At 60.3% G+C, this 13,833-nt stretch carries 10 protein-coding genes; 3 read left to right on the top strand and 7 right to left on the bottom strand.

The features are described 5' to 3' along the window. Window positions 1-2: 2 nt before the first annotated feature. Both poxB and FHT92_RS18735 read left to right on the top strand, forming a co-directional pair. Window positions 3-1,730: a ubiquinone-dependent pyruvate dehydrogenase gene (poxB, locus tag FHT92_RS18740; RefSeq protein WP_183828144.1), complete on the top strand. Its 1,728-nt coding sequence runs from the start codon at window positions 3-5 to the stop codon at window positions 1,728-1,730. 131 nt (window positions 1,731-1,861) lie between these two features. After that, the gene (locus FHT92_RS18735; RefSeq protein WP_183828142.1) at window positions 1,862-2,695 is read left to right on the top strand and encodes an inositol monophosphatase family protein; all 834 of its coding nucleotides are present in this window, start codon (window positions 1,862-1,864) and stop codon (window positions 2,693-2,695) included. A 6-nt stretch (window positions 2,696-2,701) separates the two neighbouring features. On the opposite strand, the gene FHT92_RS18730 is transcribed toward FHT92_RS18735, so the two are convergent. From FHT92_RS18730 to FHT92_RS18700, 7 genes are all read right to left on the bottom strand, one after another. Then, the gene (locus FHT92_RS18730) at window positions 2,702-3,781 is read right to left on the bottom strand and encodes an ABC transporter ATP-binding protein (RefSeq protein WP_183828139.1); all 1,080 of its coding nucleotides are present in this window, start codon (window positions 3,779-3,781) and stop codon (window positions 2,702-2,704) included. A 23-nt stretch (window positions 3,782-3,804) separates the two neighbouring features. Beyond that, a complete protein-coding gene (locus tag FHT92_RS18725) occupies window positions 3,805-4,626 on the bottom strand; it encodes an ABC transporter permease (protein ID WP_183828137.1) in 822 nt (273 codons plus the stop codon). Next, the gene (locus FHT92_RS18720; RefSeq protein ID WP_183828134.1) at window positions 4,623-5,513 is read right to left on the bottom strand and encodes an ABC transporter permease; all 891 of its coding nucleotides are present in this window, start codon (window positions 5,511-5,513) and stop codon (window positions 4,623-4,625) included. Before FHT92_RS18720 ends, FHT92_RS18725 begins: the two co-directional genes overlap by 4 nt. Continuing rightward, the gene (locus FHT92_RS18715; protein WP_183828131.1) at window positions 5,513-6,658 is read right to left on the bottom strand and encodes an extracellular solute-binding protein; all 1,146 of its coding nucleotides are present in this window, start codon (window positions 6,656-6,658) and stop codon (window positions 5,513-5,515) included. Before FHT92_RS18715 ends, FHT92_RS18720 begins: the two co-directional genes overlap by 1 nt. A gap of 683 nt (window positions 6,659-7,341) precedes the next feature. Beyond that, window positions 7,342-9,594, bottom strand: a complete 2,253-nt coding sequence (locus FHT92_RS18710) for a CDC48 family AAA ATPase (RefSeq protein ID WP_183748063.1) — start codon at window positions 9,592-9,594, stop codon at window positions 7,342-7,344. A gap of 228 nt (window positions 9,595-9,822) precedes the next feature. Beyond that, on the bottom strand, window positions 9,823-11,157 hold the full coding sequence (locus FHT92_RS18705) for an epoxide hydrolase family protein (protein ID WP_183828128.1): 1,335 nt from the start codon (window positions 11,155-11,157) through the stop codon (window positions 9,823-9,825). Between the two features lie 368 nt (window positions 11,158-11,525). Continuing rightward, window positions 11,526-12,317, bottom strand: a complete 792-nt coding sequence (locus FHT92_RS18700; RefSeq protein WP_183748059.1) for a GntR family transcriptional regulator — start codon at window positions 12,315-12,317, stop codon at window positions 11,526-11,528. Window positions 12,318-12,480: 163 nt separating this feature from the next. Between FHT92_RS18700 and FHT92_RS18695 the strand changes: the two genes are divergently transcribed. Continuing rightward, complete coding sequence (locus FHT92_RS18695) at window positions 12,481-13,737, top strand: ABC transporter substrate-binding protein (protein WP_183748057.1); 1,257 nt, start codon at window positions 12,481-12,483, stop codon at window positions 13,735-13,737. Window positions 13,738-13,833: the final 96 nt, after the last annotated feature.

Below are 13,833 nucleotides of genomic sequence, written 5' to 3'. Positions count from 1 at the left end.
CGATGAAGTCCAAGGTAGCTGATGTCCTGACAGAGGTGCTGCATTCGGCAGGAGTGAAGCGGATCTATGGCGTAGTCGGCGACAGCCTGAACGGGCTCACGGAATCGCTGCGAAAAAGAGGCGACATCGAGTGGGTGCATACCCGCCATGAAGAAACGGCCGCCTTCGCGGCCGGGGCCGAAGCCCATCTCAGCGGCGAATTGGCCGTGTGCGCAGGAAGCTGCGGCCCGGGCAATCTTCACCTCATCAACGGCCTGTTCGACTGCCATCGCTCACGGGTTCCGGTGCTGGCCATTGCCGCGCAGATACCTTCGGCCGAAATAGGCAGAGGCTATTTCCAGGAAACGCATCCGGACCAGCTTTTCCGGGAATGCAGCCACTATTGCGAGCTTGTCAGCCATCCCGAGCAATTGCCTGGTGTCATCGAAACGGCCATTCGCACGGCCATCGGAAAGCGGGGCGTTGCCGTCGTGGTGATTTCCGGCGACGTGGCATTGACCGATTTCACGGCTAAGATTTCGGCACCAGAAGCACTCACCCTGTCCCAGCCGAACGTCGTGCCGGCGAACGAGCAGATCGATCGACTTTCGGAACTCCTCGATAACAGCTCGAAGGTTACCCTTCTGTGTGGACGCGGCTGCGAAGGGGCGCATGACGAGTTGATCGCCTTTGCGGACCGGTTGAAGGCGCCTGTTGTCCATGCGCTCGGCGGCAAGGAACATGTCGAGTGGGACAATCCCTTCGATGTTGGCATGACCGGCCTGATCGGCTTCTCCTCAGGTTACAAGGCCATGCTGGAGTGCGACACGCTTCTCATGCTCGGGACAGATTTCCCATACCGGCAATTCTACCCGACCGGCGCCAAGATCGTGCAGGTGGATATTCGACCGGAAAATCTTGGCCGTCGGGCTTCGCTGGATCTCGCAATCGTCGGCGACGTGAAATCGACGCTGGCGGCGACGCTGCCGAAGCTGACGGAGCGAACGGACCGAGATCACCTGGATGAATGCCTTGCCGCCTACAGGAAGGCGCGTGAAGGTCTCGACGACCTCGCAACCGGCAGAGAGGGTGGCAAGATTCATCCGCAATATGTGGCACGCCTTCTAAGCGAGCATGCCTCCGACGACGCCGTCTTCACCTTCGACGTCGGGACCCCGACGATCTGGGCTGCGCGTTACCTGAAAATGAATGGAAAACGTCGCCTGATCGGATCTCTGGTTCACGGATCGATGGCCAACGCTCTTCCTCAGGCGATCGGGGCACAGGCCACTTACAAGGAGCGCCAGATCATCAGCATGTCGGGCGATGGCGGTTTTGCAATGTTGATGGGCGACTTCCTGACGCTCGTTCAACAGGATCTGCCGGTGAAGGTCGTCGTCTTCAACAACTCCGTCCTCGGATTCGTAGCTATGGAAATGAAGGCTTCGGGGTTCCTCGAGACCGGCACCGAACTCAAAAACCCGGATTTTGCTGCGGTTGCCCGCGCTGCCGGAGTCCATGGCGTTCGCGTGGAGGATCCCGCCGAGCTTGACGGTGCCATCCGGGAAATCCTGGCGCATCCAGGCCCGGCACTGCTTGACGTCGTCACGAACACGCAGGAATTGTCGATGCCGCCGAGGATAGAAGCTGCACAGGTGAAAGGTTTTGGTCTCTGGGCCATTCGCGCTGTGATGAACGGCCGGGGAGACGAACTCGTGGACCTAACGGTCTCGAACTTCCTGTCTCGGTGATGTCGGACACATCCTCTTGAACTCGGCCGGCGCAGCACCGCATGCAAGGTGCGCCGGCTTCATAAAAGCATCATGCGCATCTGCGATGGGAACAAGTCCTACCACCCTCAGTCATCACACGGACCCTCTTAATGACATCGACTTCGACCGCCGCGCGCCTGTCGCCGGCCGCTTCGCCCCGTCTTCTCATGCTTGCCCAAACCGTCCTCAAGGCGGGCGAAACGGCGCGCAAGGCACTCAGACGACGCAATGCGGCCGAGATGGTCCACAAGGCGCCTCGCGACTATCAGACCGAAATCGATGTCGCCGTCGAGCGGATCATCGTCGAAGAGATGACGAGCGCATTCCCGACCTATGCGATTAAGGGCGAGGAAGAAGTCGGCAACAGGCAGGCCGACGCGGACGCGCCGGTCATCTATATCGACCCGATCGACGGCACGACCAATTTCGCCTGGGGCATCCCGCATTTCGGCATGACGATCTCGATCGCCGAGGCCGGCCGCGTCGTCTCAGGCGTCGTCTATGACGCCATGCAGGACGAGCTCTTCAGTGCAGAGGCCGGCGGCGGCGCCTGGCTGAATGGCGAGCAGATCCATTGCGCTGAGGTGGCCGATATCCAGAACGTGCTCGTTGGCGCCGGCCTGCCGATCCCCGGCCAGGTCAAGGCGGTCCCGGAAGAGTTTTATTTCGACGCCGTCAAGCGGCTGATGGCCAATACCGCCGGCGTGCGTCGGCTCGGTTCGGCGGCGCTTTCGATCGCCTATGTCGCCTGCGGCCGACTGGACGGCTTCTTCGAGGACGGCCTGTCGGTCCATGACTTCGGTGCCTCGGCACTCATGGTCGAGGAAGCAGGCGGTGTCGTCACACGGTTTTCCGGCGCGGCTGTGACCGGCAAAGGCGACATCCTCGCAGCAAGCAAGCCACTCTATCCCTGGCTGCGGGAAGGTTTTCAGCCGAAAGCCTGAGACCGTTCAAGCCGTATGGAGCGGCTGCATTATCGCAGCCGCCTGTGCGCCAGCCGACTGGTGAATCAGCGCATTGTCGCGGAAGGCGAAGAAGCCCGAGCAGCTGGGAGCGACGGTCATTCCGGCCCGGATCATATCGCCCGGCGCAACCATCGCCTTCAGCCTGGTGCCATCGGCGAGATCGATATCGACGATCTTGTGCGTACCGAAGTCGGTGACGCGGTGGACGATTGCACCTGCCGCTCCGCTGGCCGGATGCACAGTCAGGGCTTCCGGGCGCATCGCAAGCATCACGGGACCATCTGCGACCGGAATGGAAAAACCGAAAAGCGGATGCGTGCAGATCCCATCTCGGATCTCGCTCTCGACGAAATTCATCGAGCCGATGAAGCCGGCGACGAAAGCCGTCTGCGGTTCGCGGTAGATGACGCTCGGCGGCGCCACCTGCTCCGTGCGTCCGTCGCGCATGACGACGATGCGGTCGGCAAGCGCCAGCGCTTCATCCTGACCGTGGGTGACGAACAATGTCGTGATGCCGAGGCGCTGCTGGATGTCGCGCACTTCCTCACGCAGCCGCTCGCGCAGATGCTGGTCGAGACTGGCGAAGGGTTCGTCTAGCAGCAGGATCTTGGGCTCGAGGACGAGCGAGCGGGCAAGTGCGACACGCTGCTGCTGACCGCCGGAAAGCTGCGTAACCGCGCGCTTCCCGTAATCTGCGAGACCGACCAGAGCGAGGGCGTTCTCGACGCGCTCTCGAATTTCGGTCTTCGGCAAGCGGCGCAGTTTGAGGCCGAAGGCGATGTTGTTGAAGACATCCATATGGGTCCAGAGCGCATGGCTCTGGAAGACCATGCCGGTTGGGCGCCGCTCCGGCGGCAGGGTTGTCACATCCTTGGCGTCGATGCGGATGCTGCCGCCAGTCGGCCGTTCAAAACCGCCGATCATACGCAGCAACGTCGATTTGCCGGAACCTGACGGGCCGAGCAGGCAGACAAGCTCGCCATCACCGACTTCAAGCGAAAAATCGCTGACGGCAAAGGTATGGCCGAAGCTCTTGGAGACGCCTTCGATCGCCAGATGTGCCATTGTTAAGTCCTTTCTGCCGGCGCTCAGGCGCCGAAGCCCCGCGCAAAGGCGCCGGTCCCGATAACGCGCCGCGCAAACATCAATGCCGCAAAGGACGGCACCCAAAGCATCACGGAGAGGACCGCACCGTATTGCACGACGATCTGGTTGTTGATGAAGCTGATCATCAGCACCGGCATCGTGCGGATTTCCGGCGCGCCGATCAGCCAGGCGCCTTCCGTCTCGTAAAAGGTGCCGACGAAGGTCAGGAGCAGGGCCGCTGATATGGTCGGAGCGGCCTGCGGCAGCGTGATCGACGAGAAGACGCGAAGTGGCGTGGCGCCCGCGTCACGCGCGGCCTCCTCCATGCGCCGGTCGACATTCTGGAAAGCCGCGACCGGGATCCAGATCATCAGCATCAGCGTGCCGACGAGCTGGATCAGCACCACACCCCAGAAGGTACTGATCAGCCCCAACTGCAGGAAGATGCCGGCAATCGCCACCAGCAGACCGAATTTCGGAAAGGCATGCGAGGCGAGGAACGACAGGAACAGAATGTTGCGGCCGGGAAAGCGCATCCGAGCAAAGGCATAGGCGGCCGGAAGACAGATGATCGCAGAGAGAAGCGTTACGGTCGCCGTCAGCCGCAGGCTAAGGAACAGCGCATCCCAGACATCCTTGCGCGCGAGCGTCTGCGACCAGAAACGCAGGCCGAACTGCTGGGGAATGACGGAAGGGTAGCGCCAGATCTCGGTGAAGGCCCAGGTTGCGACAACCAGCAGCGGCAGCGCGATGAAAAGCGTCAGCAGCAATGCCAGCAGCAGCCCCGTCCAGTCGAATTTCAGCGCCGGCGAGTGAGGCATCATCGGCCCTCGCGGTTGCGGGCGATCGACCAGACATAGAAGATGCCGAAGAGAAGGCAGAAGCCGAAGCTGATGACCGCCTGTGTCAGCGCGTTCAGTGGGTCATTCATATCTGCGAAGGTGCGCTGCATGAAGGGTCCCATCATCTCCGGCGAGGCGGGGCCGAGCACGTAGGGCAAGGTGAAAGCCGAGAATATGCCGAGAACGGCAAAGGAAGCGGTCACCAGCAGCGAGTTGCCCATGCACGGCAAAATGATCGAGATGAACACCCTTGGAGGCGTCGCACCGACATCGCGGGCGGCCTCGATGGAGCTGTTGGAAACGGACGTTAGCCCGGCCGTCAGCATCAGCACGGTCAAAGGCAGATTGTCCCAGACGAGGCCGATAACCGGCCCCCAGGGCGTCAGATACGGGCTCGGCAGCTTCGGCAGCCCCACGGCATTGAGCAGGATGTCGACCGTGCCATTCGGCCCGATCGTGCGGATCAGCGCATAGGAGAGAATGATCGAAGGAACAAACATCGGAAAGATCGCGAGACCCTGCACATAGCCGGCAAGACGACTGTCGGAAAAGCGTAGATAAAGAGCAATCGGAAGGCCGATCGCAAGCAGGAGCAGGCCGCAGACAAAGGTCGTCCAGAGCGTCAGCCAAAGGTTGTTCAGACTGTAGGCGTCGCTGAAGAAGAAATGGTAGGAGGCGAGCGAAAACTCCGTCGTCCCGCCCGGCTGGCGGACGAAGACGGTGGTCGCGATCGCCGAAAAGATCGGAAAGATGATCAGCCAGCCGACCAGAAAGACCGGCATGCCGACGAGGAGGAGCCCGTAGAGGCTCCCCCTGCCGAGAGGCGGCGCGCGGTGCGCGACCGCAGGCTGCGCGGCATCCAGCGCCATCAGGTGCGGCTGATACCGGGAGCGACAGCACGATACCAGCCGTCGTTGATTGCCTTTTCCCAGTCGCCGCCCGGGAAGGTCGGGATGGTCGCCGGGATGACGTCGGCATATTTCTTGCGCAGGTTTTCGGAAATGTGATCCCAGGAAACGGCTGGGAAACCGCCGATTTCGGTGATGATGGCTTCCTGCATCTCGCTCGTCAGCATGAAGGCGGCGAGCTTGAGGGCGCCATCCTTGTTGGCGCCGTTGGTGAAGATCGTCATGGCCGAAAAACCACCGCAAAGCGCGAGGTCGGAGAGCTGGACGAGGCCGGTCGTCTCAGGCAGGACACCCTGCGAGATCGCCTGCAGAACCTGGTCGGACCAGACAGGAGCCATGGTCACGACGCCCTGGGAGAGCAGTTGGATCGACTGCGTGTTGCCGGCGGTATAGGCGCCCTTCTGATAGAGCGACGGCGCGAGATCGTTGAGGATCTTCCAGGCCGGCGTCAGCGACTGCTCGGCAAAATCGGCAGTGAAATTATCGATCTTGAATTTCTTCGGGTCGCGGCCGTTGGCTTCATGAATGGCGCGGCGAACGAAATTGCCGCCCGAACCGCCCTTGTCCGGACGGTTATAGATGAACTGGCCGGGATTAGCCTTGACCCAGGCCGTCAGCTGTTCCCAGGTCTTCGGCGCATCCTTCGGGTCGAGCTTGGTCTTGTCATAGGCGAGCAGAACCTGCGAGCCGCGATAGGGCAACGAGTAGGGCGTGTCGATAGCGAGCGGGTTGACGCGCTCGAAGCCGGGTACGCTCTCAGCGGAGAACTTGACCCAGAGACCGGCATCGATACCGCCGGCCGGAAGGCGCGGATCGAAGGATTCGAAGAGGTCGGCCTGCGGATCGGTCTTGGTCTTAAGCGCAGCGAGAGCGCGGTCGCCGATGGCGCGAAGGCCGTTGTTGTCGCCGGCGTCGGTAACCTTCAGCGCGACTTCCGGATGCGCCTTTTCGAAAGCCGGACGGATGATGTTGTTCCAGAGGTCGATGATATTGGAATCCGACCCGCTGTAGAGGTCGATCGTGCCTGCGGCGGCCGAGGCGAAGCGCGGAAGGGCCAGAAGGCTCGCTGCCGCCGACGATGTGATCAGAAATTCGCGTCTATTCATATCCTGTCTCCCCTCGCTATCGAGGCTTCGCCCCAGATGAGTTCTGAGACTTGCTAGCCCCGGCGCGTAACATCGGAATGACAGAAGCGAAGAAAATGCACACGTGTGCCAAATGCGGTAGACGAGGCCGATACTCGGTTCCGGGCAGCATTATCGACCCAGGAAAATTCGTCAGACAAGTTCGGTATTTCCTGAGCGAAACAGCCGGCCAGAAGGCCTGGCACCAAGGATTGGTCAACACGCGACTTGATCGCGTGGGCGTGAGAAAGCTCTTAGTTAAGCCGATGCTGGGCCTATAGCTGGCTTCCTTGGTCCGCTCGAGCGGTTTGCGCGTCAGACCAAGAGATTGGAGGCGACGATGCGGAGGCGGTGGACGGGGTTAAAACGCATTTCCCAAGAGTATCCGGAAACACCCTATATTTCGCCGTTTACAAGCCGGCATAACCCGTTTCCGACACCTTTCAGCAAACAACCCGTCCACCCCCTCCAGCAGAGGATAATCGTTTCGCATCAACCGCCTAAGCTGGATGGGGTTACCCCGTCCATACACCCTCCACCTCTGTAAACCCCGTCCAGAACCTGCCGTTGATGGACGGAGTTCCAGGACCGGACGAGGTTGCCGTGGACGGGGTTCGTCATCCCTCAGGAAAATAAAAACCGAGGTTTGGCCGCCTCCATCGTCTTTACTCCGCAGCCTGCCGCAATGGGGTGAAACCGATCTGTCGTCGCTGCGGGCTTTCTTGCCTCAGGGTCCGAAGCATCTCCTCGTATTCCTGCTCCATTTCCGGGGTGACGGACGGGCGGACTTCCTGGAGAGCCTTGGAGAAATCCTCCTTGATCACGGTAGAGGCGTCGAGCGATCGGCGCAGCGCGATGAGACCAGCGCGGCGCGTCAAGTCCTCAAGGTCAGCTCCCGTAAAGCGCACCGTTTGTTCGGCGAGTTCATCCAGATCGATATCTTCTGCCAATGGCATCTTCTTCGTATGGATACCGAGGATTTTTCGCCGTGCTTTCGCATCAGGCACCGGAACGTAGACCAGCTCGTCAAAACGGCCCGGTCTCAGAAGCGCAGGATCGAGAAGATTTGGCCGGTTGGTCGCCGCCATGACGACGACACCCTGCATGTCTTCCAGGCCATCCATTTCTGCCAGAAGCGTGTTGACCACACGTTCCGTTACCGCCGGCTCACCCAATCCTCCGCCACGGGCCGGAGCAAGCGAGTCGATTTCATCGATAAAGATGACCGTTGGCGCGACCTGCCTGGCGCGCTCGAACAGCCGCGAAACCTGCTGTTCGGATTCGCCATACCATTTCGACAGAAGATCGGATGACTTCGTCGCCACGAAATTGGCCTCCGCCTCGCGCGCCACGGCTTTCGCCAGGAGCGTCTTGCCCGTTCCCGGCGGCCCGAAGAGCAGGAAACCCTTGGCCGGACGAATGCCCATGCGCTTGAAGGACTGCGGTGCACGCAGCGGCAGTTCCACGCCCTCCTTCAGCTTCATCTGTGCTTCGTCCAGTCCACCGACGTCGTCCCAGCGCACGTTGGGTGCCTGGATCATGATCTCACGCAGAGCCGATGGCTGAATACGCTTCATCGCCGACATGAAGTCATCCTGTGAAACCGTCAGCTTCTCCAGAACCTCGCTCGGGATGCCTTCCCGAAGATTGATGTCGGGCAGCACGCGCCGCAACGCATCCATGGCGGCTTCGCGAACGAGCGCCCCCAGATCAGCGCCGACGAAACCGTAGGTCGTTCTGGCGATCTCATCGAGGTCCGTATCTTCCGCAAGCGGCATGCCACGAGTGTGGATGGCCAGCACTTCGCGCCGTCCATTTTGGTCCGGAACTCCGATGACGATCTCGCGATCGAAACGTCCTGGGCGCCGCAGCGCTTCATCGATCGCATCGCGCCTGTTGGTCGCACCGATGACGACAATATTCTGTCGGGGCTCCAGCCCGTCCATCAAGGTCAGGAGCTGGGCAACGATACGCCGCTCGACCTCCCCCGTGACCTGTTCACGCTTCGGCGCGATGGAGTCGATCTCGTCGATGAAGATAATGGAGGGAGCATTCTGCGAGGCTTCCTGGAAGACCTGCCTCAGCCGTTCTTCAGACTCGCCGTATCGGCTGCCCATGATTTCCGGTCCGGCGATGTGGTAGAAGTTGGCCTCCGTCTCGTTCGCCACCGCCCGGGCAAGCAGTGTCTTGCCGGTTCCCGGAGGCCCGTAGAGCAAAACACCCTTCGGCGGATCGATACCGAGGCGCTGAAAGAGCTCCGGATGGCGCAAGGGAAGCTCCACCATCTCGCGGACCTGTTCGACCGACGAGCCGAGACCACCAATATCATCATAGGTGACGTCAGCGCGGCGGGCTTCCTTCGGCTCCTCGAACTGCGGACGCAACTCGACTGTTGTCTGCTCTGTCATCTGGACGATACCGCGCGGCTGCGTCGAGACGACAACGAGCCTGATTTCTTGCAGACCGTAAGCCGGAAGGCTGAAGCGCGGATCCCGTATCCGTTGCTGCACGGAAGTCGACACGACGTCCCCTGCGACCATCGGCATCTGGAGGAAAGTTCGCTGCAGAGCCTCACCCGAGCCCTGCAGCACCAAATTCTTCTGCGCTGGCGCCAGAACCACCTTTGTCGCCGGACGCGCCTCGGCTTTACGTATCTCGACGTGGTCTCCGCTCGTTACTCCGGCATTCACACGTTGCAGGCCGTCGAGGCGCACGATGTTTAGCCCTTCGTCGTCGGGATACGGGCGCATGGCGACCGCAGCGGTATGACGCTTACCGATAAGCTCGATAAGGTCGCCCTCTCGAATACCAATCTTGCTCATCGCGCTCGAAGAAAGCCGCGCAATGCTTGTTCCCGCATCCTGCGGTCTCATGTTTGCCACTTGTAATGTGAGTATCTGGTCATCTGCAACGGACATAGAGCCTCCATAAAAGTCGAGAACTGAAACGCATAAGCATCGCCACCGGAGGATTATTACGTCCGATCGCCTGTTGGAAAGTGGATCAAAGTATAGGGCGTTGATCCCGGTTTTCGAGCCGCGGCATGGACGAGGTTTATGTGCAGAGTCGCTGCAATCATGAACGACGGATCGTGACGGCGACGCCAGTGAGTGGCCCTCGAACGAGGACCACCCATTTCGACGTCGTCAGCGTACGGACTTGAAAGCGGCTCTGACTTCCTCGGCGAAGAGCTGCGGCTGCTCCCAGGCAGCGAAATGCCCGCCTTTCTCGACCTGGTGATAGTAGGTCAGCGAGGGATAGGCCTGCTTGGCCCAGCTTTCCGGGGCCTGGTAGATTTCCTTCGGAAAGACAGTGATACCGACCGGGACTTTGATGTCCTTCGTCTTCTGCGTTTCGGCACTGAAATTGTTGTTATTGTTTTCCCAGTAGAAGCGCGAAGACGATGCGCCGGTGTTCGTCAGCCAATAGAGCGTGATATCATCAAGCATTTCGTCCTTGGAGAAAACGCGCTCCGGAACACCGCCACTGTCGCTCCACTGGGCAAACTTCTCGTAAATCCAGGACGCCAGGCCAGCCGGCGAGTCGGAAAGTGAATAGCCGATCGTCTGCGGCCGGGTCACCATTATGGCACCATAGGCAGCGTTTCGTCCGAAGAAGGTGCTCAGGGAATTATACGCTTCCCGCTCCGGCGACGACAGGCTCGCAGGGGCCGGATCCCCGCTGTTGATAGCCTTCATGAGGTCGCCCGGCACCGTCGCGGGCATATTGAGATGGATTGCCAGCAGCCCCTTCGGCGCCTGGCGCGCCAACGCGTCGGAGATCACCGAACCATGATCGCCACCCTGAGAGACATAGTGGTCATAACCGAGCCGCTTCATCAGGACGTCCCAAGCGCGGGCAACCCGGTCCGGCCCCCAGCCCTGATCGGTCGGCTTTCCGGAAAATCCGTAGCCCGGTATCGAGGGGATGACGACGTCGAACGCATCTTGCGGCCGGCCGCCATATGCAGTCGGGTCCGTGAGAGGACCTATGGTCTTGATGAACTCGAATATCGATCCCGGCCAGCCATGAGTCAGAATGATCGGAAGAGCATTGGGATGGCGCGAACGAACATGGATGAACTGGATGTCGACACCGTCGATCGTCGTGACGAATTCCGGCAATGCATTGAGTTGCGCCTCGGTCTTGCGCCAGTCGTACTCTGTACCCCAGTAGCGAACCAGATCCTGAACGCGTGACAATTGAATACCCTGTGAGTCGTCGCCGACCGTCTCCTTGTCCGGCCATCGGGTGTCGGCGATGCGCCTGCGCAGGTCGTCGAGTTGCGACTGCGGAACGTGGATCTGGAATGGTCGGACGCTTTCGTCAGCGCTCGCCGTCGTAGAAACATTCGACGCAGGATCGGCGGCATGGGCCGGTAGTGCATAGATCACCGGAACGAGCAACAGCGAGCCAAGCGCCACGGCGATCGCTCGATCGGAAACACTGCGCCGAATTGAAACATTGTCGGTCTTGGTCATGAAACGCTTTCCTTCGATTGCTGCCGCATTCGCGGCGCTTGTCAACGAAGAGAGGTTTCAAGGACGGACGTGTCCTGCATATTTCGAAAATCGGCTGAAGTGTATCAACATGTAGCAGTGGCGCGCCGGGATACAAATCAAGAGGTTACCGACGGCTCTCCCCGAGCGTATCCATCCCATGATGCGCGCTCGACTGCATCTGACAGCTGCCACCGGTGCGCCCCAAACAACAGAAGCGCGGCTGTTGGGGGCGAAGGTAGCGCTGCAAACGCAGGTTGGGATCCTTTGGAAAATCGGACAATGCAAAAGACGTTGGAGCGCCACCGGCAAGCTTCAAAGTGCCCCCCCGATAAGCAGGACAGAGTCGCTCAATACTGCGTGAAATCGCCCGATTCCGACTGAAGCAGCGTCAGAGGATAGCGGGCAGGATGATGGACCAGCGCCGTCAGGTTGACCGGGCGGTTGCGATCGTCGAAAGCGATCTGATCGACGGTGAGAACGGCGGCTGGCGGAGGCAACTCGAGCATCGCAGCCTCCTGATCCGTTGCAAGGCGCGCGCTCAGCGTTGTCTGCCCGCGCTTCGGATGAATGCCATAGCGCTCGCGAAGCTCGGCATAGAGCGACCGGTTGGCAACAGCCCAGTCGAGATCAAGCAAACCCGGAACGCGTGCAGCCGGTATCCAATCGGTCTGGACGACAGCAGGTATGTTGTCGAGAAGACGAAGCCTCGACAAGAGAACCACCTCGGCGCCAGGCGCCAGGAAAAGCGGACGGCTCACCTCAAGCGGCGCATGCACGATGCTGGCCTCGATCAGCCGATGGCCGGGACTTCGACCGCTCGCTATCGCGATGCTGGTGAAGCTTTTCAGAACCTGGAGTTCGAAGCCGCCACCACGCTCGGCGACGTAGAGACCTTTTCCCGGTTGGCTGTGTATCACGCCCTGCTGAATCAATTCGCGGACGGCATGGCGCACGGTGATCCGGCTGACATTGTAGAGATCGACGAGTTCCCGTTCTGACGGCAGCTTGCCGCGCAGCGGCAGCTTGCCATCGCGGATGGACGCCAGAAGGGCTTCGTAGACCTGCCGGTGCAAGGGGCGAGGGTCGTTACGATCGATGCCGCCCTGTGGCGCGATGAATGATGCCGGCGCTTGCTGCATCTTGAATCTGATCCTGTCCTGTGCGGTGCACTCTTGCCGTTTTGTATCTTCGATGCAACCGGCGGCAAAGTCCATGTTGACATGACTGGTCATAACCAGTCCTATTGGAAGCAAGGAGTCAGAGAGCTCCGCATAATGCCGTTATCAACGAAGGGAACAATCGATGCTGAAGAAAAGCCTTGCCGCATTGGCGATATCTGCGGCCCTCTGGGGTGGCGGCGCGCATGCCGAAACCATTTCCGTGTTTTGCGCGCCGACGGAATTCGAGCTCTGCACGAACGTTGCCAATGCCTGGAAGGAAAAGACGGGCAACGAGGCCAAGATCAACAAGATGCCCGCGCTTCTGGACGACGCGATCCCGATCTATCAGCAGCTGCTCGCCGCCAAATCCAAGGATATCGATGTCCTTTTCCTCGATGTGATCTGGCTCGGCATGTTCAAGAGCAATCTGCTCGACCTCAAGACAATGATCCCGCAGGCGGACCAGGACAAGCATTTCGCCTCGACACTCAACGCGGCCAAACTCGACGGCAATCTCATTGCCATGCCTGCCTATATGGACGTCGGGCTCATGTTCTACCGCAAGGATTTGCTCGAGAAATACGGTAAGGCGGCGCCGAAAACCTGGGACGAGCTGGCTGCCACCGCCAAGGAAATTCAGGACAAGGAGCGGGCTGCAGGCTCAGCCGACATGTGGGGTTATGCCTGGCAGGCCAAGAGCTATGAGGGCCTGACCTGCGACGCAATCGAGCTTGTGGCTTCCAACGGCGGCGGCACCATCATTTCCGACGATGGAAAGGTGACCATCGACAACCCACAGGCTGCTGCAGCGCTCGAAAAAGCGAAGGGCTGGATCGGCTCGATCAGCCCCGAGGGCGTCCTCAACTATGATGAGGAGCAGTCGCGCGCCCTCTTCGAATCCGGCAACGCGGTCTTCCACCGCAATTGGCCCTATGTCTGGGGCACCTCGCATCAAAAGGGGAGCAATATCGTCGACAAGGTCGGCGTGATGCCTCTACCGGTCGGCAAGGAAGGCGAAAAGTCGAGCGGATGCCTTGGCCCCATGTATTATGGCGTCAACAAATACAGCGCCAAGCCCGAGGTCGCGGCCGACTTTGTGAACTTCATCACCGGCCCCGACATGCAGAAGATGCGTGCGCTGAAGGCGGCTCTCAATCCGTCCATTCAGGCGCTTTACAGCGATCCGGAAGTCCTTGAGAAGATACCGTTCCTCAAGGATAACCAGCAGGCCTTTGCCGACAGCGCCGTGCGTCCATCCGGCTACACTGGCACCAGCTACAACCGCGTTTCGCAGGCCTTCTACCGCTCGGTTCACGACATGCTTTCCGGTGGTGCCGAGGTCAAGTCCAGCCTGACGTCGCTGGCAGGTCGGCTTGAGAAACTGAAGGAAAGCCGCTGACGCTCTCCGGATCTCCGGCGGCGGGAACGATCTGCTGTCGGAGTCGCTGCCTCGCCACCAAACGCGGTGGCGAGGCCTCTGCCGTCTCGTATCCTC

This window comes from Rhizobium sp. BK377 (genome assembly GCF_014193935.1).
GTDB lineage: Bacteria > Pseudomonadota > Alphaproteobacteria > Rhizobiales > Rhizobiaceae > Rhizobium.
This window is presented reverse-complemented; position numbering and strand designations above follow the sequence as displayed.